This is a genomic window from Achromobacter spanius, assembly GCF_002812705.1.
GTDB lineage: Bacteria > Pseudomonadota > Gammaproteobacteria > Burkholderiales > Burkholderiaceae_B > Achromobacter > Achromobacter spanius.
On sequence record NZ_CP025030.1, the window covers coordinates 2,027,069 to 2,048,752 of the forward strand.

Sequence of the window (21,684 nt, forward strand, 5' to 3'; positions counted from 1 at the left end):
TTGGTGGACGCCATGCGCGGCTTGAACCTGGACCACCTGCGCCTCTTCGCGCAGGTCATTGAGCTGGGCAGCTTCTCTGCCGCCGCCGAGCGCGGCGGCGTGACCCAGCCGGCGGTCAGTCTGCAAGTGCGCCAGTTGGAAAGGCGTTTTGGCTTGAAGCTGGTCGAGCGGGTCGGCCGCCGTGCCGGGCCGACGGCGGCGGGCCTTGAACTGCTGACCCATATCCGCGTGATCGACGCCGCGCTGGCGCAGGCCGAGCAAGCCATGACCGCGCATGCTTCGCAGGTGTCCGGCCGCATCCGGCTGGGTACGGGCGCCACCGCCTGCACCTATCTGCTGCCCCCCGTGCTGGCCCAGTTGCGCCGCCGCTTTCCCGCGCTGGACATCGTGGCCAGCACCGGCAACACGGCGGACATGCTGCGGGGGCTGGAGAGCAACACGCTGGACATGGGGTTGGTGACCTTGCCCGCGCCGGGCCGGATGTTCCAGGTGACGCCGCTCATGGAAGACGAATTTGTGGCGATCTTCCCTGCTCGGGAATCGGCCTCCATTCCCATTCAGGTAACGCCGCAGGCATTGGCGCCGTGGCCCCTGGTGCTGTTTGAGCCCGGCGCCCGCACGCGCCGTTTGGTGGATGACTGGTTCGAGGCGGCGGGCGTGGCGGCCAAGCCCTTCATGGAGCTGGGCAGTACCGAGGCGATGAAGGAGATCGTGGCGGCGGGGCTGGGCTGCGCGGTGCTGCCCAAGCTGGCGGTGTCGGGCGCGGGGCACCGCGATGCGCTGGCGGTACATGCGCTGACGCCCCGCCTGTCGCGCGAGCTGGCCATCGTGATGCGTCGCGACAAGCCGCTCAGCCGGGGCTTGCGCCACCTGCAAGAGGCGCTGATGGCGTTACGGGAGTAAGGGTCCGGGCGGCTCGCGGGCAGCCCCGCCCCGATCCAGCGTATTATTTAGCGTTTTGCCGCCCACGCTAACAGCACTCGAGACAAATCATGCCGCATTACCGTTCCCGCACATCGACCCACGGCCGCAACATGGCCGGCGCCCGCGCCCTGTGGCGCGCCACTGGCATGAAGGACGGTGATTTCGGCAAGCCGATTATCGCGGTGGTGAACTCCTTCACGCAGTTCGTGCCGGGCCACGTACACCTGCGCGACCTGGGCGCCTTGGTCGCCAAGGAAATCGAAGCCGCCGGCGGCGTCGCCAAGGAATTCAACACGATCGCCGTCGATGACGGCATCGCCATGGGCCACGGCGGCATGCTGTATTCGCTGCCGTCGCGCGAACTCATCGCCGACTCGGTCGAATACATGGTCAACGCGCATTGCGCCGACGCCATGGTCTGCATTTCGAACTGCGACAAGATCACCCCGGGCATGCTGATGGCCGCCATGCGCCTGAACATTCCGGTCGTGTTCGTGTCCGGCGGCCCGATGGAAGCCGGCAAGGTCAAGTCGCCCACTGATGGCAAAGTCATCGCCAAGATCGACCTGATCGACGCCATGATCAAGGCCGCCGACCCGAAGGTGTCGGACGCCGAAGTCGCCGAAGTGGAACGCAGCGCCTGCCCGACGTGCGGCTCCTGTTCCGGCATGTTCACCGCCAACTCGATGAACTGCCTGACCGAAGCCATCGGCCTGGCGCTGCCGGGCAACGGCACCATCGTGGCCACGCACGCATGGCGCAAGGGCTTGTTCGAGCAAGCCGGCCGCCTGGTCGTGGACCTGTGCCGCCGCTACTACGTGGAAGAAGACGAATCGGTCCTGCCGCGCAACATCGCCACCAAGAGCGCGTTCCAGAACGCGATGGCGCTGGACGTGGCCATGGGCGGCTCCACCAATACCGTGCTGCACTTGCTGGCCGCGGCGCAGGAAGCCGGCGTGGACTTCACCATGGCCGACATCGACCGCATTTCGCGCAAGGTGCCCTGCCTGTGCAAGGCGGCGCCCGCCACCGACAAGTACCACATTGAAGACGTGCACCGCGCGGGCGGCATCCTGGGCATCCTGGGTGAACTGGCGCGCGCCGATCTCCTGGACCTGTCTTGCGGCAACGTGCACAGCGGCACGCTGGGCAACGCCATCCAGCAGTGGGACGTGGCCGGCGACGCAAGCGAAGAAGCGCAGAAGTTCTATCGCGCGGCCCCCGGCGGCATCCCGACCACGGTCGCCTTCAGCCAGGACGCCACGTTCCTGACGCTGGACACGGACCGCAAGACGGGCTGCATCCGCAGCAAGGAAAGCGCTTATTCCAAGGACGGCGGCCTGGCCGTGCTGTACGGCAACCTGGCCGAGAAGGGCTGCATCGTCAAGACGGCCGGCGTGGACGAATCGCAATGGGTCTTCACGGGCCGCGCCCGCGTCTTCGAAAGCCAGGACGACGCCGTTGAAGGCATCCTGGGCGACAAGATCGTGGCGGGCGACGTGGTCGTGATCCGCTACGAAGGCCCCAAGGGCGGCCCGGGCATGCAGGAAATGCTGTATCCCACGTCGTACCTGAAGTCCAAGGGCCTGGGCAAGACCTGCGCGCTCTTCACCGATGGCCGCTTTTCGGGCGGCTCGTCGGGCCTGGTGATCGGCCACGCCTCGCCGGAAGCGGCCGAGGGCGGCACGATCGGCCTGGTGGAAGAGGGTGACGTCATCGAGATCGACATCCCGAACCGCAAGATGCACCTGGCCGTGTCCGACGAAGAACTGGCTCGCCGCCGCGCCGCGATGGATGCGCGCGTCGATGGCTGGGAGCCCGTCGGGCGCGAACGTGTCGTGTCGCAAGCCTTGCAGGCTTATGCGGCGTTGGCCACGTCTGCCGATCGCGGCGCGGTGCGTGATCTGTCGCAGTTGAAGCAGAAAGCCAAGCGTTGATCGGGCTTGGTTGATGCAGGAAGCGGCGCCCTTTTGGGGCGCCGTTTTTTTTGGGCTGGTGCGGCGTCAGCGTTGATGCGGGATGCCGCTGCGGGGTATTGCTACGGGGTACTGCTACGGGGTACTGCATTAAAGCTGTAAATTCCCTGTACAGCAGATAGGCTGTTTTTCAAGCGCAAGGACGCTTCATATGGCTTTGAATTCCGACGCATTGCGCGTGTTCCTGGGGGTGGTGGATGCCGGGTCGCTTAGCGCCGCCGCCGAACTCCTGGGCCAGACCGCATCAGGTGTCAGCCGCGCGCTGTCGCGGCTGGAAGAGGATCTTGGCGTGATGCTGCTGAACCGCACCACAAGGCGTATGGAGCTGACGGAAGAGGGCGCGCATTTCCTGCCCAAGGCGCGGCAGATCGTGGCGTCCTTGGAAGAAGCCGAAGAGTGCATGCGCATGGTGCATCAGCGGCCGGCGGGACGCTTGCGGGTGGACGCGTCGGTGCCGGTGATGCTGCATTGCGTGGTGCCGCACGTGGGGGAATTCCGGCGCGAGTATCCCGAGATTTCGCTGGAGCTGACCAGCAACGACCGCATCGTGGATTTGATAGAGCACCGTACAGATATCGCGATCCGCATGGGTCCGCTGACGGATTCCACGCTGCACGCGCGCGTTCTGCGGCCGTCGCCGCGTTGGATGATGGCCAGCCCTGACTACATCGCCCGGCATGGGGCGCCGGAAACGGTGGAGGACCTGGCCAAGCATGAGGTGCTGGGCTTCACACAGCCTGAAAGCCTGAACCTGTGGCCGCTGAAGCACGCGGGCGGGTCAAGTTATCAGGCGACGCCGACCTTGGCGACGTCAAGCGGCGAGACGCAGCGGCAGTTGGCGTTGCGCGGCGTGGGCATCGCGTGTTTGTCCGACTTTGTGGTGCGTGAGGATATTGCGGCGGGACGCTTGGTGAAGGTGATGGAAGGGGTGTACAGCGATCAGCTGCAGCCGATGCACGCGGTGTACCACCGCAACACGCAGCTGTCGCGGCGGATTGCGTGTTTTTTGGATTTTTTTGCGGGGCGGGTGTGATGGGTTGCGCGCGATAGATGTTCGCGTGCTTTTGACGGTGATGTCGCGCTTCACCCATCCTACGTGGACCGGTCATTTGTAGGATGGGTGAAGCGCGCGTGGCGCGTCACCAATGGGCTAATGGTGATCGCGTGTATGGACCGGGGACATGGGTGACACATGTTCGGGGACATGGGTAACACATAGGTTTTTATCCTATTGGCGTGCTCTGAGGTCGATCTGTTGAACAATTTTGTACAGGAAGACGACATCAAGCACGCCGTCTTGCGAGGAGGGTCTGACCGCGACAGGCAGACCCGCCATTCCCTCTCCGACGAAGACGACGCGTCCGTTCACAATGATCTGCCCTTTGGTCCTGACCTTGAGCACTCGATCGCCCGGCTCGTATTCGATCGGAGGCAACGAGGCAGGATAGCGACGAGGGCTAGGTCTATATCTCGACAGGGGCGGCATCTGCCCCAACGCCTGGTGGGGCCGGACGTGGTTGTACTGTTCACGCCACTGATCCATGGCTTGCTGGCAGTCCAGCAGACTGCTAAACCCCCGGGCCTGGATCAACTCGCGCTTGAGCGTTCGATGCAGGCGTTCTAGCTTGCCTTGGGTTTGCGGGTGGCGAGGGCGACTGTGGCTGATACGCACACCCAGCCGCATGAGCCAAACCTCCAGGCCTGTCAGCCCCAGGCCGCGCACCGATGCCCAGGATGGGCCGTTGTCCGCGGTGATCCGTTCGGGCAATCCGTAACGGCGAAATACGGCCTTCAGGTGCTGCTGCACGGTTTTGCTGCGCTCATCGCCACAAGCCTGGATGCACAGGGCGTAGCGTGAGTGATCGTCCAATAGCGTCAGCGGATGGCACCGTCCCTGACGCGCGTCGGTCAGGGCAAAGTGCCCCTTGAAGTCCATCTGCCACAACAGGTTTGGCGCCTCATGCTCAAAGCGCTGGTTCGCCAGCCCGGCGTTCGAGTCCTCGCCTTGGACCCGATAGCCATGTCGTCGCAAAATTGCCGAGATGGTACTGGGCGCGGGCGCCGTAGTCGGCCCAAGCAGCGCCCGCAACTTGCGAGGCCCCCAGTACGGGTAACGCTTGTGCAGGTCGATCACCTGCGCTTCGATTTGCTCACACGTGCGCCCAGGACTATTGCCTGGCCTGCGAGACAGATCTTGCAACCCAGCCTGGCCGTTCTGCTCGTAGCGGCCCAACCACTTGTATGCGGTCTTGGCGCTGATATCGAAACGCCGGCAAAGCTCCCGCACATTGCTGCCCGGTTGCAGGGCAAGCTGAACGAACTCCATTCGGCAGGACATAAGGCTTGACTCCTTCCACGGCATCGCTCGCTCCTAAAAACGACCATACCGTGATGCTAGAAGTGTTACCTATGTCCCCGAACACCCGTTACCCATGTCCCCGGGCCATACAATCGCGCGTAACCCATCATGCAGCGTTACCCATGCAACGCCCGCCCAAAGGCGCTTAACACCGATTCATGCAGCGTTTCCGACAAGGTCGGATGCGCGAAGACGGTGTGCATCAGATCTTCCTCGGTCGCTTCCAATGAGGCTGCCACGCCGTACCCCGTGATCAACTCGGACGCTTCCGGGTGAATGATGTGCGCGCCCAGCAATTCTCCTGATTTTGCGTCGAACACGGTCTTCACCAGGCCTTGGTCTTCGCCCATGGCGATGGCCTTGCCGTTGCCCGCGAAGCTGAATTTGCCGACGCGGATCTCGCTGCCGTGCGCCTTTGCGTGATCGCGCGCGCGGGCTTCCGTCATGCCGATGCTGGCCACTTGTGGGTACGAATAGGTGCAGGCGGGAATGCGCAAGGGGTCGATGGCGTGCACGATGTTGCCGGCGATGGCTTCCACGCACAGCACGCCTTCGTGGCTGGCCTTGTGGGCAAGCCAGGGTGCGCCGGCCACGTCGCCGATGGCGTAGACGCCGGGCTCGGCGGTGCGGCAAAAACCATCGGTGACGATGTGGGTTTTCTCGACCTTTACGCGTGTTTTCTCCAGCCCCAGGTTTTCGACATTGCCGACGATGCCGGCCGCGACGATGACGCGGTCTACCTCAAGGTCTGTCTTCTTGCCTTGCTGTTCCAGCGTGACCTTGACGCCCGTGTCGGTCAACGCAGACGCCGTGACGGCGCATTGCGTCATGACGCGGATGCCTTGCTTTTCAAACGCCTTGCGTGCCAACTGCGAGATCTCCGCGTCTTCTTGCGGCAGGATTTCGGGCGTCATGTCGATCAGCGTGACTTCAGACCCGATAGCACGGTAGAAGCTGGCGAACTCGGCGCCGATGGCACCTGCACCCACCACCAGCAAGGACTTTGGGATGCGGTCCGGCATCAAGGCCTGGCGATAGGCCCAGATGCGTTCGCCAACCGGTAACGCGGGCAGTTCGCGGGCGCGTGCGCCGGTCGCCAGAATGATGTGCTTGGCCGTCAGCGTGGTGCCGTCGTTGATAGACCGTTTGCTCGCCAGCGTCGTGCTGTCGTCGATCGATTGTTTGCCCGCCGGCGTGGCGCCGTTATCGAGCGACAGCTTGCCCGCGCCCGCCAACGTGGCCGTGGCGGCAAACACCGTCACGCCGTTCTTCTTCACCAAGTGCGCAACGCCCTGGCCTAGCCGGCCCGCCACCTTGCGTGACCGCGCCACCATGGCGGCCAGGTCGGCGCGCGCTTCGCTTGAGCCTGTCACGCCGTAGTGCGAGGCTTCCTGGCAGGCGCGCAGCACCGTCGCGCTGTGCAGCAACGCCTTGGTGGGGATGCAGCCCCAGTTCAGGCAGATGCCGCCGAGCTCCGCGCGTTCCACCAGCGCCACCGACATGCCCAACTGCGCGGCGCGGATGGCGGCCACGTAGCCACCGGGGCCGCCGCCCACGACGATCAGGTCAAACTCGGTCTTCGTCATTGCGGCGGGCCTCACAGCAGAAAATCCGCGTCAGTCTTCGTCATCGTGGGCCTCACAGCAGCATCCGCATCGTTCTTCGTCATCGTGGGCCTCACAGAAGCATCCGCATCGGTCTTCGTCATCACAAGCCTCACAGCAGAATCCGTACGGGGTTTTCGATCAGCGTGCGAAAGGCCGCCAGCCAGCGTGCGCCGACGGCGCCGTCCACCGCGCGGTGGTCGGCGGACAGGGTCACCGTCATGACGGTGGCCGCCACCAGCTCACCGTTCTCGCCCACCACGGGGCGGCGTTCGGCCGCGCCCACGGCCAGGATGGCGGCCTGCGGCGGGTTGATGATGGCGGCGAACTGGGTGATGCCGTACATGCCCAGGTTGCTGACAGTCAGCGAGCCGCCCGTGAATTCCTCGGGCTTCAAGCGGTTGATCTTGGCGCGGCCGGCCAGCTCGACGATTTCGGCGGCGATGGCGGACAGCGGCTTCACGTCGGCATCACGCACGATGGGCGTGACCAGGCCGCCGTCAGTGGCGACGGCGACCGAGATGTCGGCGCCCGCGTGGTATTCGATGGCGTCGTCATGCCAACTGACGTTCACTTCAGGCACTTCGCGCAGCGCCAGCGCGGCGGCGCGCACGATGAAGTCGTTGACCGACAGCTTCACCGCGCCGCCGTGATTGGCTTGCGACCGCAGCGCCAGCAGCGCGTCCATCTTGCAGTCCACCGACAGGTAGAAATGCGGCACGTTCTGCTTGCTTTCCGTCAGGCGGCGGGCGATGGCGCGGCGCATGCCGGTGTGCGGCACGCGGCGGGCGGCCGGGCGGTTTGATGAGGCGAGGGCGGTGGTAGTGGCCAAACCGGATGCATCGGGCGCACGGTCGCGCGCGGCTTCGACGTCGCGGCGCACGATGCGGCCATGCGGGCCGGTGCCTGTCACGCCCAGCAAGTTCACATGCCACTGCGCGGCCAGCCGGCGTGCCAAGGGACTGGCGAACAGGCGTCCGCCGGGGACGGGAGTGTTGGAGGCAGGGGCAATGCCAGACGCGGACAGGGCGGGCGCGGCCGGCGATCCAGAAGTGGGCGACATTGCGCCTGGCGATCCGACAGCAGCTGACGCTGCGGCAGCCGGCGCTGCGGCAGCCGGCGCCGCAACTCTGGGTGCCGTGCTGCCCGGCGATCCCGCCGCCGCCCCGCCATGTTCCTCCAACAAGCGATCGATCGCCGATTCATCATCGCCGTCGGCCAACAACACACCAATCACCGTATTGATCGGCACCGACGTCGCGCCGGCCGGGATCACGATGCGGCCCAGCACGCCCGCGTGTTCAGCGTTGATTTCGACAATGGCCTTTTCGGTTTCGATTTCCGCCAGCGCGTCGCCGACGGCAACCGGGTCGCCTTCTTTCTTGAGCCACTGATGCAGGTTGCCGTCCGACGTATCGGCGGCAATTGAAGGGAGCTTGATAAGGTGAGCCACGATGTTCGTCCTAGGTTGCGGCGGCGGCCAGGTCGGGCCGGTAGGCGGCGGGATCGTCGTATTCGACCAGTTCCAGCACGTTGCCTTCGGGGTCGCGGAAGAACGCCAGCCAGGTGCCGGGGCGCACTTCCATCGGCGCGGGCGCGCTGTCGAACACCACGCCGCGCGCTTGCAGCCCGCGCACCACGCCGGCCAGGTCACGCACGATGAAGGTCAGATAGGTGGCGCCCTGGCGGTCCAGGATGGCCGCGCCGCGCACGGCGGCGTCAGGCGCCACGCTGGGTTGCAGCAGCTTGATGCGTTCGCCGTAAGGCGTCTGCAAGCGCGCCACGTCGTAGCCATGCGCGGTCAGGCCGGTGGCGCGCGCCTTGTCGGCAGGCACGCTCACGCGGTTCACCAGCGTCAGGCCGACGACGTCCGTGTAGAACGCCAGCAACGCGTCCAGGTCCTGGCAGCAGATGCCGACTTCCATCGGCACGGTCATGTGCAGTGCGCTCATGCCTGTTCTCCCAGATCGGCCAGCACGTCGGCCAGGCCCGCCAGCACTTCCTCGGTGTCGGCGAACGCCGCGCGTTCCAGCACCTTCGAGATGCTGGGCGAGGCTTCGCCGCCGGTGACGCGCTTGATCGGCTGGTCCAGCCAATCAAAGTAGCGCCGCTGGATTTCGTCGGACAGCATCGCGCCGTAGGACGTGCCGCGCGCGCCCTGCTCCACGATCAGCACGTTGTTGGTCTTCTGGATGCTGGCGCCGATGGTGTCCCAATCGAGGCTGGCGCGGTCCAGCGTGCGCAGGTCGATCACTTCGGCGTCCACGCCTGCTTCCTCGGCCGCCTTGAGCGCGCGGCTGACCATCGACAGGTACGTCAGGATGGTGACCTTGCCGCCTTCGCGGCGCACGCGGGCGCGGCCAAACGGAATGGCGTAGTCCAGGTCGCCGTCGGCCACGTCGCCCGACGACGCATACAAGTCCACGTGTTCGATGACCAGCACCGGATCCTTGGAGGCCAGCGCGGTGTTCATCAGCCCCACGTAGTCATAAGGCGTGGAGGGCGCCACGATGCGCCAGCCCGGCGCGGTGGCGAAGATGCCGGCCGGGTCCATCGAATGCTGCGAGCCATAGCCCGTGCCCATCGCGACCTTGGTGCGCAGCACGAAGGGCACGTCGATGTCGCCGCCGAACATGTGGCGGGCCTTGCCGATCTGGTTGAAGATCTGGTCGGCCGCCACCCACATGAAGTCGGGGTACATGAATTCAACGATGGGCTTATAGCGCCCGTCCATTGCCAGGCCGCCGCCCAAGCCGGCGAAGGCGTTCTCGGAAATCGGGGTGCCCAGCACGCGGTCGGGATACTTGTCCTTCAGGCCGCGCGTGGCGCCGTTGGTGCCGCCCTTCAAGCGGTGCACGTCTTCGCCCAGCACGATGACGCCGGGGTCGGTTTCCATGCGGCGGTCCAGCACGTCGGCCACGGCATCGACGAACTTGCGTTCGACCTTGGCGCCCGTGTAGTCGTCGGCGTCCTGGTAGCGCAGGCCGGCCAGTTCGGCCCCATCACTGCGCAGGCCCACGTCGCGGAAGTCCGGGCGTGGCCAGAGGTCGGCGCGCACGCGGCGCTTGCCGCCGTCAGCCGCTTCGGTCAGGCGGCTGCATACGTCTTTCATGACGTCCTTGCAGCGTTGGCGCAGCGCGTCCACTTCCGCTTGCGTGATCAGTTGGCGGCCGATCATTTCGGTGGCGATCTTGTCCAGCGGATCGCGGCGGCGCCATTGCGCTTCTTCGTCCTTGGTGCGGTAGCCAAAGGCGCTGCCGGGAAATGGGCCGTTCTGGTGGAAGAAGCGGTAGACGTCCACTTCCACGATGGTCGGGCCGTTGCCCGCGCGCATGTGCGCCACGGCCTCCGACATGGCCAGATGCACGGCCAGCGGGTCCATGCCGTCGACTTTCCACGATGGAATGTTGAAGGCCAGGCCACGCGCGGAAAGGCGCGGTTCGGCGGTGGACTCTTCCACCGTGGTGGACACGGCGTAGCGGTTGTTCTCGATGAAGAAGCACAGCGGCGTCTTCCACGCGGCGGTCAGGTTCATCGTTTCCAGCACGGACCCGATGTTCACCGCGCCGTCGCCGAAGTAGGTGACGGCCACGCGGTCGGTGCCCGCGTGCTTGTGCGCCCAGCCCGCGCCCGCCGCCAGCGGCACGCCGCCGCCCACGATGGCGTTGGTGCCCAGCGCGCCCGCTTCCAGCCAGCGCAGGTGCATGCTGCCCCCACGGCCCCGGCAATAGCCTTGCGCCAGGCCCATGATCTCGGCCAGCGTCTTTTGCAGGACTTCATCAATGGCGGGCGTGAGCGGGTTGCGCGGGTCCAGGCCCAGCGGGGCCACGTGTTGCAACGCCTTGGCCAGAAACTGGTGGTGCCCGCGATGCGAGCCGTTGATCTGGTCGCCCGCGCTCAGGGCCAGCACGGAACCGACCGCGCCGCCTTCCTGGCCCACGGACGAGTGCGCGGGGCCGTGCACCAGGCCTTCGGCGGCCAGGTCCAGCACGGCTTCTTCAAAAGCGCGTATCCAGTGCAACTGGGTGAGCATGGTGCCGAGCAGGGCGGGGTCCGCCTGCTGCCAGTCGCCGGTGTCAACCGTCAGTTGCCGCCAGGGCGCTTGGGACTCAAGCGGTTGGTAGGTGGCCATGAGTGTGTCTCCAGAATGTTTTTAGCGTCAGTGCGATTAAAGGTAGCTGTAGCGGCTCCAGCCGCCATCGGCCACCAGGGTGTGTCCGGTGATGTAGGCGGCCTGGCGCGATGCCAGGAAAACCGCCAGGTCGGCCATTTCGGCCGGCTGCGCCATGCGCCGCAGGGGCGTGCGCTGTTTCAGGCGTTCGGGGTCAAGACGGCCGCGCGCCGCCAGGTCGCGCACCAGGTCGGTTTCAACGTAGCCGGGCGCCAGCGCATTCACGCGCACCCCCATCGGGCCCCATTCCACCGCCAGTGTTTCGGTCAAGAGCACGACGGCGCCCTTGGTGGCGCAGTAGGCGGCGCGGTCGGGCGCGGCCACCACGCCGTACATCGAGGCCAGGTTGATGATGCTGCCCGAGCCGGCCGGCACCATGCGGCGGCCCGCCGCCTGCGCGCAAAGAAATACGCCCGTCAGGTTGATGTCCACGGCGCGGCGCCATTCATCCACGGTGACTTCCAGCGTGGGCTTGTTGGCCGAGATGCCGGCGTTGTTGATCAATACGTCGATGCCGCCCCAGGCCTGTTCGACCTGGGCGAACGCGCGCTCGACCGCGTCGGCGTCGGTCACGGATGCCTGCACGGCCATGGCGTCGCCGCCCGCCGTTTTCAAGTCCGCCACGGCGGCGTCCAGCGCGGTGGCGTCCATGTCCAGCAAGGCCACGCGCGCGCCTTGGCGCACAAAGGCCTGCGCGGTGGAAAAGCCGATGCCCTTGGCGCCGCCGGTAATGACGACGCGCTGGCCACGCAGCTCGCTGTGGATGACTTCTGTGGTGTGGTCCAAGATAGTTGCCTGTAAAGGATTTGCGTGCGGGCGGCGGTCAGACCGCCAGCCATTCCTGGACGACGTCCTGGCGCTCATGCAACTGCGCGGGCGGTCCTTCAAACACGATGCGGCCATGGCCCATGACGCTGACGCGCGTCGACACTTTCAGCGCAATCGTCAGCTTCTGTTCCACCAGCACGACCGACACGCCGCGCTTGTGGATATCGCGGATCACGTCGGCGATGACTTCCACGATCTTCGGCGCCAGCCCTTCGGTGGGTTCGTCGATCAGCATGACCTTGGGGTTGCCCAGCAGCGAACGGCACATGGTCAGCATCTGCTGTTCGCCGCCCGACAGGTTGCCCGCGCGGGTGTTGCTGCGTTCCTTCAGGCGCGGGAAGTAGTCGAACATCTGCGCGGCGGTCCAGTGCGGCGCGTCGTCGCGCTTGGCTTGTTCGCCCATGCGCAGGTTTTCGTCCACGGTCAGGTTGGCGAAGACCTCGCGTTCTTCCGGCACAAAGCCCAGCCCGGCGCGCGCGATTTCAAAGGGGCGCTTGTTGGTGATGTCGCGCCCTTCAATGGCGATGCGTCCGCCGGTCACGTCCACCAAACCCATGATGCTCTTCAGGGTGGTGGAGCGGCCCGCGCCGTTGCGGCCCAGCAGGCTGACGACTTCGCCGCGCCCGATGGACAGGTCGATGCCATGCAGGATATGGCTCTTGCCGTAGTGCGCATGCACGCCTTGCAGGCTGAGCAGGGGCGATGAAGGGGTTGGGTGCGGGCTTTGGTGCGTGGCGGGGTGCGCAGTTGGGTAAATGGTCATACCGTTTCCTCTCCCAGGTAGGCTTCGCGCACGCGAGCGTCGCCACGGATGGCGGCGGGCGTGCCGGTGGCCAGGATCTCGCCGTACACCAGCACGCTGATGCGATCGGCCAAGGAAAACACCACTTGCATGTCGTGCTCGACGATCAGCAAGGTGCAGTCGCGCGTAACGTCCTTGATGAGTTCCACCGTGTAATCGACTTCGTGCTGCGACATGCCGGCCATGGGTTCATCCAGCAGGATGACCTTGGGGCGCGAGGCTAGCGTCATGCCGATTTCCAGCGAGCGCTGTTCGGAGTAGTTCAGGTCGCCCGCGGCGGTGTGTTGCTTGGGCGTCAGCCGCACCTTTTCCAGCAGACGGTCCACGTCTTCGTTCACCGCGCGGTTGCGCGCGATGGGGCGCCAGAAGTTGTAGACCAGCCCGTGCATGCGCTGCACGGCCAGGCGCAGGTTTTCACGCACGGACAGGCGCGGGAACACATTGGTGATCTGGAACGAACGCGCCAGCCCCAGCCGGTTGATGGCTTCGGGCGCCAGGCCGCCGATGGATCGCGAGCGCAGGCTGATGTTGCCCGAGGTGGGCGCGAACGAGCCTGACATCAGGTGGAACAGCGTGGACTTGCCCGCGCCGTTGGGGCCGATGACCGCATGGCGTTCACCGGCTTCGATCGTCAGGTTTACGCCCCGGATGATCTCCGCTTGGCCAAAGGACTTGCGCACATCGGTCAGGGTCAGGATCTCGTGGCTCATTTTGCGGGCTCCAGCACAGGGGCGGCGTTGCCGTCGTTGCGCCACAGGGCCAGCGCCCAGCGGCAGGCTGCAAGCCCCAAGGCAAACAGCGCTACAGGGACCAGCCAGGTCGACCAGGCCAGCGGCGCCCAATCCTGGCCGAACAGCGTAATGGCGGGCCAGCCGGCGTCGGGGTTCATGGCCAGCAGCGAACGGTAGTCGCGCGCGAACATGCGTTGCAGCAGTTCCACCGAGAACACGGTGGCGGCAGTCAACAGCAGGCCGCCCGCCACCGACACCAGCGCGCGCGGCAGCCAGTTGGCCAGGCCGCGTTCACGCAGCGACTTGGCGGCGCGCTGCACCAGGCCCACCAGGCCGTCGGGCACGAACAACATCACCAGCACAAACAGAACGCCTTGGTACAGCAGCCACGAGCGCGTGATGTCGGCCAGCGTCTGCGACAGGAACGTCAGCACGGCGGCGCCCAGTACGGGACCTAGAAACGCATTTACGCCGCCGATGTAAGCGAACAGCACGGCGTCGGTGGACAGCTTGACCTCAAACAGCACGTAGTTGCCGGCTTCGATATTCAAGGCCTGCAAGCCGCCCGCGATGCCGGCGAACATGGCCGACAAGGCAAACACCATGGTCTTGAGCGTGTGCGGGCGGTAGCCCAGGTAGCGCAGGCGGTTGGCGTTTTCGCGCAGGCCCAGCGTCAAGCGGCCCAGCGGCGTGCGGGTCAGGCCGTATAGCGCGGCAAGCGAAATCAGCACCCAGGCCAGCACCAGGAAGTACACCTCGATGTCGGAACCAAAGGTAAAGCCCCAGGCCGGCATGCGCATGGCGGATACGCCGGCTTCGCCGCCGAACACGCCTTTCAGGTGCGGCGCCAGCGCGTGCAGCAGTTCAGCCAGCGCCAGCGTGATCATCGAAAAGTACACGCCCGAACGCATGGTGGCGAACCAGCCGGCGACCAGCCCGAACAACAGCCCGGCCACGCCGCCCACCAGCGGCATCAAGGGCGTGGGCAACAGGCCCGCGCCGCCCAGGGCGTTCATGGCGTGGATGGTGGCGAAGGTGCCCACGCCGAAGTACGCGGCATGGCCGAAGGACAGCATGCCGCCCTGGCCGGCCAGCAGATTGAAGGCGCAGGCGAAAAGCGCGGCAATCAGCATCTGCACGGCGGCCACCAACTGGCCCGGGGGCAGCAGCCAGGGCAAGGCGCACAGCGCGGCCACGCACAGGGCCAGCAGCAAGGCGCCGGAGGCAAGACGGGTGTGGCTCATGCTTGCTCTCCCTTCAGGCCCGACGGCTTGACCAGCAGCACCACCAGCATCAGCAGGAAGGGCAGGGTGGCCGCCAGGCTGGACACCTTCACGGTCATCAGGCCGCCCACGCTTTCGGCCCATTCGCCCGCGCCGAACAGGCCGAAGAGCGAGGCCAGGCTGGCGTCGATACCGACCGAGAACGAACTGATCAGGCCGATCAGCAACGAGGCGATCATGGCGCCTTCCAGCGAGCCGAGCCCGCCCACGACGACCACCACGAACACCAGCACGCCCAGTTCAAGCGCCATGTTGGGGTTGGTGGTGTAGAACGCGCCCGCCACCGCGCCGGCAAGGCCGGCCATGGCCGCGCCCACGCCGAACACGCTCATGAAGACGAGCGGCACGTTGTGGCCCAGCGCTTCGGCCATGCGCGGCCGGTAGATGGCCGAGCGCACGACGATGCCCACGCGGGTGCGCGACAGCAGCAGGTAGATGACGGCGAACATCGCCAGCGACACGCCGCCCATCAAGAGGCGGTAGAAGGGGTAGTCCGCATCGAACACGCGAAAGGCCGCGAAGTTCAGGAATTGGGGAACGCGGTAGTCAACGGGGAAGTCACCGTAGAACAGCTTGATGAGCTCGGCCACGATGAAGGCCAGCCCGAAGGTGACGAGTAGTTCCTGCGCATGGCCGAACTTGTGGACGCGGCGCAGGAAAAAGCGTTCCACGCCCATGCCCAGCACGCCCGCGATCAGGGTGGCCAGCACCAGCGCCGTCCAGAAGCCGGTGACGGGCGAAAGCGTATACGCGGCGTAGGCGCCGATCATGTAGAACGAGGCGTGCGCGAAGTTCAGCACGCCCATCATCCCGAAAATCAGCGTCAGGCCCGCCGACACCATGAATAGCAGCAGGCCGTAGATCACGCCGTTCAACAGCGAGACGGTAAAGTATTCCATGTCTGATCCATCATTCTTGCGTCAAGACGGCGGGGGCGTGTTGCGAGCCGGCCCGCGCCGGGGGAGCATGTTTTTTTGGTGGTGTGGTGATGGGTTGCGCGCGTTCGACATATGGGTTCGCGGCGTGATCGGTGCGCGCTTCACCCATCCTACGTAGGATGGGTGAAGCGCGCGAAGGCCACGCCGCGCACGCAACTATCGAACGCGCGCAACCCATCAAGCAGCCTATTCCGGCCGCTTCATCTTGCACGTCGCCTGCACCGGCGCCGACACGTCCGCCGCCGCCAACACCTTCACCGGCTCAAAGCCCATGTCCGTGCCGTCGGCCTTGTACTTGGCGTTCTTGCTGACCTTGGACACCACCATCGGCAACTGCACCTGGTGGTCTTCTGCGCGCATCGTGTAGGTGCCCAGCGCCGACGTATAGGTGACCTTTTCCAGCGCGTTGGCCAGCGCCGGCACGGACAGCTTGCCGTCCTGCGGCGGAACCTGTTTCAGCGCTTCACCCAGGAAGCGCACGCCGATCACGGTCTGCGGTTCCGTATAGCTGGGGTAGTGGCCGGTCTTGGCCTTGTAGTCTTCGGCGAACTTGGCGCCTTCGTCGTCCGCTGCTTCGATGTTGTACGGGTGGGCGATGTAATGCCCCATCGCCACCTCGCCCGCGTTGGCCAGGTTGCCCACCTGGTCCAGGAACACGGTGGCGAAGCGCACCTTCAGTCCGCCGGCCTGGGTGGCCTTCATCAGCAACAGCAGGTCGTTGGACCAGTTGCCCGTGATGACGGTGTCGGGCGAGGCCGCGCGGATGCGCGCGACGTAGGGCGCGAAGTCCTGGATCTTGTTGACTTCGTGCAGCGTCTTGCCCACCACTTCATAGCCGTATTGCTTGGCGAAACGCTCGGTGGCGTCCTCCATGTCCTGGCCCCAGGAATAGTTCTGGTTGATGGCGTACACGCGCTTGCCCAGCGTGCCGTCGGCCGACATGACCGAGGCCAGCGACTTCACCCGCAGGTCGGCGTTGGTGGTGAAGCGGAAGTGGTAGAAGTGGCACTTCTGGCCGGTCAGTTCCAGCGCTTCGCCGCCGACGTTCAGGAAGACGACTTCCTTGCCGGGGTTGCGCAGGTTGTGCTTGCGCACGTCTTCGGTCAGTTGGCCCGAGATGGCCGACGACGAACCCTGGATCAGCACTTGCACGCCTTCGGCGGCGGCGGCGCGGAAGCGGTCGGAGGCGCCCACGGGGCCGCCCTGGTTGTCGAACTCAACCAGTTCCAGCGGCTGGCCGTTCCAGCCGCCCGCCGCGTTGATGCGGTCCAGTTCATATTTGACCGCGGCGCGGAACATCAGGCCGGTCGAGGCCTGCGGGCCGGACAGCGTTTCGATCAGGCCGATCTTGACGGGTGCGGCGTGCGCCGATGCGGCGATGCCGGCCAGGCACAGCAGGCCGGTGGTGAAAGCCAATTTCATGCGTGTCTCCTCCGTGGGACGGGAGTGGTGTTGTTTGCGTAGTTACGTGCGTACAGGATGCGTACGACCGCCATGCAAGCGCGCTTGGTGGCGGCTTTTGCAGGCCGGAGTCGGGCAAATCGGGATGGGGGGTATCGCAAGATGGGGGCGAATACCGTCGTGCTGCCGGTGGTATTCACCCTGTTGTCCCCGTCCTGTTTTGCGGCGCTTCGGCCTTGTTTTTCTCTGACTGGCTTGCCTGGAAACCTGAGTTGCTTTACGCTTTCCGGATAAGTTGTCAGTTAACTTTTATAAGTTGTCTGATAAATAATAGGGCAAGCGTTTTTCTCGTGTCAAGCGGCGCATTCAGGAGTTCAATCGCAGATGACACGGCGATCAGAGCGACCGCCGGCCCGCACTCAGAAGACAAAAGACAGACGACTGGAGACAGGATGATTTCATTTGAAGGACAGGTGGCCGCGATCACGGGCGCCGGCAATGGCATTGGCTTGGCAACGGCGCGCCTGATGGCGGCCCACGGCGCCCGCCTGGTGCTGACGGACATCGACGGCGCGCGCCTGGACGACATCGCCGCCGAACTCGACCCGACCGGCCAACGCATCTATACGCATGCGCTGGATGTGTCGGTGTCGCATGATTGCGAACGGGTGTTCGAGGCGGCGGCCAAGCATTTCGGTGGGCTGGACCACCTGGTGCATTGCGCCGGCATCTACCCGGAACAACTGGTCAAGGACACCAGCGACGAGGCCTGGCGCACGCTGATGCGCGTGAACCTGGACGGCACCTTCTATGCGTGCCGCGCGGCCCAGCGCCATCTGCGCCACAACGGGTCTATCGTGCTGCTGACGTCCTTGGCCGCGCAGCGCGGCAGCTACGCGCATGCGGCGTATTCCGCGTCCAAGGGCGCGGTGCAAAGCTTCACGCGCAGCCTGGCGCTGGAACTGGCGCCGCAGATCCGGGTGAATGCGGTGGCGCCCGGCATCATCGCCACGTCCATGACGCATGACCTCATCGGCCAGAAAGGCGCGCATCTGCTGGAAAGCACGCCGCTGCGCCGCTTTGGCACGGCCGATGAAATCGCGGGGGCGATCGCCTTCCTGTGTTCACCGCTGGCGGGCTTCGTGACGGGTGAGGTCATGCAGGTCAACGGCGGCATCTATATCGCTTAAAGTGCAGGACGCAACCATCACGTTTCCCCGACCTTCCATGCCGCCGAATCAAGATCAGGATCCGCCGCGCACCGCGCCCAAGAGCTCACTTTCCGCCGCGTTGGGCGATGCGCTGGCCGAGCAGATACGCCAAGGGGCGCTGGCCCCCGGCGACCGCCTGCCCACCGAAAAGCAGTTGACCGAAACCTATTCGGTCAGCCGCGCGGTGGTGCGCGAGGCGCTGGCGCGCCTGAAGTCCGAAGGGCTGATCACGTCGCAGCAGGGCAGCGGCGTGTTCGTGGATCCCAACTTTCAACGCAACGCCTTTCGCATCGCCGCGCCCACGCCCGGCGACACGCAGGACCTGGAACACATCCTGGAATTGATGCTGTCCATTGAAGTGACCGCCGCGCGTTATGCCGCGCAGCGCCGCACGGATCAGGACTTGAAGAAGATGCGGCAGGCGCTGGTCGGCATGGAATACGCGCTGATCAACGACAAGCTGGGCGACGAAGAAGACTATCAATTCCATCAGGCCATCGTGCAGGCCACGCATAACCCGCACCTGGTGTCGTTGAACGATTATCTGGAAGCGAATGTGCGCCGCGTCATCCGCAGCGCGCGCCACAACACGGCGCGCCGGTATGCCGAGCGCATGGCGGCGGTGCAAAGCGAGCATCAAGCCATCTTCGTCGCCATTGAAGGGGCAGACCCGGACGCCGCCGGCCGCGCGGCCGAACAGCATCTGCGTAACGCGGCCGACCGCTTGCGGCTGTTCCAGGCGGAACGCCCCGCGCCGGTGTAGCGGGCGGGGCGTGGGTGTGGAGTGCTGTGCGTGGATGTGGTTCTGGCTGCGGGGCGGGGGACGGGTTTGTGCGCCTAGGCGAAAGTCTGTTCCATTTCCCGCCGGAACTGCACCGCCGTTGACGTCTCGTCGTACTCCACGTCGCGCCAGCGTATCGCCTGCGATTGCCGCACCGGATTCTTGAGCTTGACCCCGTGCGACAGCCCCAGGGGCAGATAGCCTTCTTCCACCGAGTCGGGCGCCGGCATCAAGCGGCCAAACACCGTGTAGCCGCCTTCGCCGTCCAGGATCTGGCCAGCTTGCAGATCGCGCTTGGCGGTGGCGACCACATCGCCGTGCCAACCGGCCGGCGCGCCCGTGGGTTCGCGCCGCAAGCCCACGCTGGCCACGCTGATGCCCAGTTCCAGGCCGATCAGGTGATAGGGCTTGTACATGGCGGTGTAGTTGCCGCTGGGGTCGGTGACCAGGCCGTATTCCTGGAAGCAGCGGCGCACATAGTCGCTGTCGGCGGCCAGCGTCACGTAGACGCCCCAGCGCAGGTCGCGAAACACGGGGCGGCCGTCGCGCTCCAGCGATGAAATCACTTCCACCTGGCCGCGATGGTGCAGGATGCCGCCGTCTTCGCGCGGCCGCAGCACGCGGGCCAGGTCGTCCACGCCGCACGGCGGAAAGTGCAGGCCCGACGGCGAGGGCAAGAGCCCCGTGGCGTTCGATACCGCCGCCATTTCGATGGCGCTTTTGGTGCCGTCCAGAAAGCTGTTGAACATCTGCGCGTTGAAGTCGCCCGCGGCCACCATTTCAGCGGTGAAGCCGTAGTAGGGCCAGACGGTGTCGGGCGTGGACGTGTGGAATTCCGGCAGGTACTTGGTGCCCTTGCCGGCCGCCATGACCTCGAAGCCGCTGGCGCGCGCCCAATCGACCATTTCGCAGATCAGGGCGGGTTGGTCGCCATAGGCCAGCGAATACACGATGCCCGCTTCGCGCGCGCGGCGCGCCAGCAGCGGCCCGGCCAGGGCGTCGGCTTCAACATTGACCATGATGATGTGCTTGCCGTATTCGCAGCAGGCCAGCACGTGGGTGATGCCGGCGGCGGCTTGCCCGGTGGCGTCGATGACGATGTCGACCTCGGGGCTGGCGATGATGGCAAGCGGGTCGTCGCTGAAGAAGACCTTGCCGTTCTTCAGCGCGTCATTGGTGCTGCTGGCATTGAGCGCGCTGGCCGGCCAACCCACCCGGGTCAAGGCGGCGCGGGCGCGGTCGGGCGCCAGATCGGCCACCGCCACCAGCCGCATGCCCGGCGTGCGGGGGGCCTGGCTCATGAACATGGCGCCGAACTTTCCGGCACCCAGCAATGCAACACGCAAGGGCTTGTGGTCGGCTTCTCGCTGCTTGAGCAGACGGTGCAGATTCATAGTGCGGACTCCTCCGGGGTGGGGGTACAGCCAGCACAGAATAGTCCTAAATCATGACGACTGAACAGCGTCCGGCAGGCCTCATGCGTCCGCGGTATAGAGCTCGCCCGCCAGCACGTTGCGCCAGTTCGCCCAGGTGATGCGGGGGCGGTCGGTCACCTGCCGGTTGTAGGGCGCATCAAACAAAATGTGCTTCCAGCGCGGCTTCACGGCGCCTTCTATCTTGGGCTTGTCGTCGATCAGCAGGTTGCCCTGCACCAGCGTCTTGTCCTTGGTCAGGATCAGCCGGTTGGTGGCGTCGCGGCCCAGGTTCTTTTCCACCCACAGGTACTTCTCCGCCACGCAGTTTTCAAACTGCGAAAGTGGCGACGAGCAGATGCGCACGTCCATGCCTAATGCCAACAGCTCGCGCACGGCGTCCAGCGCGCCCGGCACCGGGGGCAGCTCGCGGATGAAGCCTGGCGCCGTGTAGATGGCCTCGGCCATCTTGCGTAGTTCGGGGGCGTAGTCCTCGCGGATGTGGAAAGACTTGCGGTCTTCGAATTCCACGGGCGGGATGTCGGGATGGCGCAGGCGCCAGGCGTCGATGAAAGCGTGTTCGAAGTCGGCCAGCACGCCGTCTTGGTCCAGCAGGATGATCATGGCAATCCCAGGAGTGGCAACCGCCTGATTGTGCCAGAGCGGCTACGGCGAAAGCGGCCGCGATTGCGCCACGATCCGGTAGCGGCTGCCGCCCGTCTGCGATTCGGACGCCACCAGCACCAGGCGGTCATAGCGCCAGATCAACGGGTCGGGCGGGGGCGGCGGCGGGTCGTCGCGTTCGATGTTGCGCAGCAAGGTGACGTGCGGGCGAAACGGCTGCGGCGGCGCGGCCAGGCGATAGTCGGCCAACCAGTGCCACAGGCCGTCGTGCATGGCTTGCAGTGGCGCGGGGGCCTCACGCGGCCCCGCCTCACGCGGCCCGGCCCACAGAATGCGCTGGCGCTTGAATACCCCGTAGCGGTCCAGCGCCAGTTCTCCCGGCGGCACACAGCGGTCGGGCGTGGCGGCGGCCAGCGCGTCCGCCAACTGCGCCTCCACCGGCCCCAGGAAAGCCAGCGTCAAATGCAGTGTCTCGGTGCGCATCACGCGGCCACCGGAATGCAGGCGGGCGGCTTGCGCCCATTCGGCCAAGGACGCGGCCAAGGGCGGCGACGGCCACAAGGCGAAGAAAAGACGGATGGCGGACATGCGCCGATTGTAGGCGCGGGATCTTTGCCAGGCGTTGTTTACGTCGCCGAA

At 65.7% G+C, this 21,684-nt stretch carries 19 protein-coding genes; 5 read left to right on the top strand and 14 right to left on the bottom strand.

Features of this window, described 5'->3' with window-relative positions; genetic code table 11:
• Positions 1-12: 12 nt before the first annotated feature.
• The 3 genes from CVS48_RS09250 (at position 13) to CVS48_RS09260 (ending at position 3,933) form a co-directional block, all read left to right on the top strand.
• Positions 13-903 carry a LysR family transcriptional regulator gene (locus tag CVS48_RS09250; protein ID WP_100857578.1) on the top strand — a complete coding sequence of 297 codons (891 nt, stop codon included), beginning with the start codon at positions 13-15 and terminating at the stop codon, positions 901-903.
• 89 nt (positions 904-992) lie between these two features.
• Entirely contained in the window at positions 993-2,861 is a 1,869-nt protein-coding gene (gene ilvD / locus CVS48_RS09255) for a dihydroxy-acid dehydratase (RefSeq protein WP_100854184.1), read from the top strand.
• A 190-nt stretch (positions 2,862-3,051) separates the two neighbouring features.
• Positions 3,052-3,933: a LysR family transcriptional regulator gene (locus CVS48_RS09260; protein ID WP_100854185.1), complete on the top strand. Its 882-nt coding sequence runs from the start codon at positions 3,052-3,054 to the stop codon at positions 3,931-3,933.
• Between the two features lie 195 nt (positions 3,934-4,128).
• Here the strand turns inward: CVS48_RS09260 and CVS48_RS09265 are convergent, their stop codons facing one another.
• The 11 genes from CVS48_RS09265 to CVS48_RS09315 all read right to left on the bottom strand — a co-directional run bounded on the left by CVS48_RS09265 (position 4,129) and on the right by CVS48_RS09315 (position 17,038).
• Entirely contained in the window at positions 4,129-5,262 is a 1,134-nt protein-coding gene (locus tag CVS48_RS09265; protein WP_100853309.1) for an IS481 family transposase, read from the bottom strand.
• 113 nt (positions 5,263-5,375) lie between these two features.
• Entirely contained in the window at positions 5,376-6,845 is a 1,470-nt protein-coding gene (gene lpdA / locus CVS48_RS09270; protein WP_100854186.1) for a dihydrolipoyl dehydrogenase, read from the bottom strand.
• Positions 6,846-6,975: 130 nt separating this feature from the next.
• The gene (locus CVS48_RS09275; RefSeq protein WP_100854187.1) at positions 6,976-8,316 is read right to left on the bottom strand and encodes a pyruvate dehydrogenase complex dihydrolipoamide acetyltransferase; all 1,341 of its coding nucleotides are present in this window, start codon (positions 8,314-8,316) and stop codon (positions 6,976-6,978) included.
• 10 nt (positions 8,317-8,326) lie between these two features.
• Positions 8,327-8,815: a VOC family protein gene (locus tag CVS48_RS09280; protein WP_100854188.1), complete on the bottom strand. Its 489-nt coding sequence runs from the start codon at positions 8,813-8,815 to the stop codon at positions 8,327-8,329.
• Complete coding sequence (locus tag CVS48_RS09285) at positions 8,812-10,995, bottom strand: alpha-ketoacid dehydrogenase subunit alpha/beta (RefSeq protein ID WP_100854189.1); 2,184 nt, start codon at positions 10,993-10,995, stop codon at positions 8,812-8,814. Before CVS48_RS09285 ends, CVS48_RS09280 begins: the two co-directional genes overlap by 4 nt.
• Before the next feature lie 36 nt (positions 10,996-11,031).
• On the bottom strand, positions 11,032-11,820 hold the full coding sequence (locus tag CVS48_RS09290) for an SDR family NAD(P)-dependent oxidoreductase (protein ID WP_100854190.1): 789 nt from the start codon (positions 11,818-11,820) through the stop codon (positions 11,032-11,034).
• A gap of 37 nt (positions 11,821-11,857) precedes the next feature.
• Entirely contained in the window at positions 11,858-12,625 is a 768-nt protein-coding gene (locus CVS48_RS09295; protein WP_100854191.1) for an ABC transporter ATP-binding protein, read from the bottom strand.
• Positions 12,622-13,374: an ABC transporter ATP-binding protein gene (locus CVS48_RS09300; protein WP_100854192.1), complete on the bottom strand. Its 753-nt coding sequence runs from the start codon at positions 13,372-13,374 to the stop codon at positions 12,622-12,624. Before CVS48_RS09300 ends, CVS48_RS09295 begins: the two co-directional genes overlap by 4 nt.
• Positions 13,371-14,639 carry a branched-chain amino acid ABC transporter permease gene (locus CVS48_RS09305; RefSeq protein ID WP_100854193.1) on the bottom strand — a complete coding sequence of 423 codons (1,269 nt, stop codon included), beginning with the start codon at positions 14,637-14,639 and terminating at the stop codon, positions 13,371-13,373. Before CVS48_RS09305 ends, CVS48_RS09300 begins: the two co-directional genes overlap by 4 nt.
• Positions 14,636-15,577, bottom strand: coding sequence for a branched-chain amino acid ABC transporter permease (locus CVS48_RS09310; RefSeq protein ID WP_050445589.1), 942 nt, complete (start codon positions 15,575-15,577; stop codon positions 14,636-14,638). The genes CVS48_RS09305 and CVS48_RS09310 overlap by 4 nt, the downstream gene beginning before the upstream one ends.
• A gap of 225 nt (positions 15,578-15,802) precedes the next feature.
• Complete coding sequence (locus CVS48_RS09315; RefSeq protein ID WP_100854194.1) at positions 15,803-17,038, bottom strand: branched-chain amino acid ABC transporter substrate-binding protein; 1,236 nt, start codon at positions 17,036-17,038, stop codon at positions 15,803-15,805.
• Positions 17,039-17,469: 431 nt separating this feature from the next.
• On the opposite strand from CVS48_RS09315, the gene CVS48_RS09320 reads away from it, so the two are divergent.
• Together CVS48_RS09320 and CVS48_RS09325 are read left to right on the top strand one after the other, a co-directional pair.
• A complete protein-coding gene (locus tag CVS48_RS09320; protein ID WP_100854195.1) occupies positions 17,470-18,207 on the top strand; it encodes an SDR family NAD(P)-dependent oxidoreductase in 738 nt (245 codons plus the stop codon).
• 37 nt (positions 18,208-18,244) lie between these two features.
• On the top strand, positions 18,245-18,991 hold the full coding sequence (locus tag CVS48_RS09325) for a FadR/GntR family transcriptional regulator (protein ID WP_050445592.1): 747 nt from the start codon (positions 18,245-18,247) through the stop codon (positions 18,989-18,991).
• Positions 18,992-19,065: 74 nt separating this feature from the next.
• On the opposite strand, the gene CVS48_RS09330 is transcribed toward CVS48_RS09325, so the two are convergent.
• From CVS48_RS09330 to thpR, 3 genes are all read right to left on the bottom strand, one after another.
• Positions 19,066-20,403: an NAD(P)H-dependent oxidoreductase gene (locus CVS48_RS09330; RefSeq protein ID WP_100854196.1), complete on the bottom strand. Its 1,338-nt coding sequence runs from the start codon at positions 20,401-20,403 to the stop codon at positions 19,066-19,068.
• A gap of 81 nt (positions 20,404-20,484) precedes the next feature.
• Positions 20,485-21,045, bottom strand: a complete 561-nt coding sequence (locus tag CVS48_RS09335) for a 5'-3'-deoxyribonucleotidase (protein WP_100854197.1) — start codon at positions 21,043-21,045, stop codon at positions 20,485-20,487.
• Positions 21,046-21,087: 42 nt separating this feature from the next.
• Positions 21,088-21,633: an RNA 2',3'-cyclic phosphodiesterase gene (gene thpR, locus CVS48_RS09340; protein WP_100854198.1), complete on the bottom strand. Its 546-nt coding sequence runs from the start codon at positions 21,631-21,633 to the stop codon at positions 21,088-21,090.
• Between the last annotated feature and the right edge of the window lie 51 nt (positions 21,634-21,684).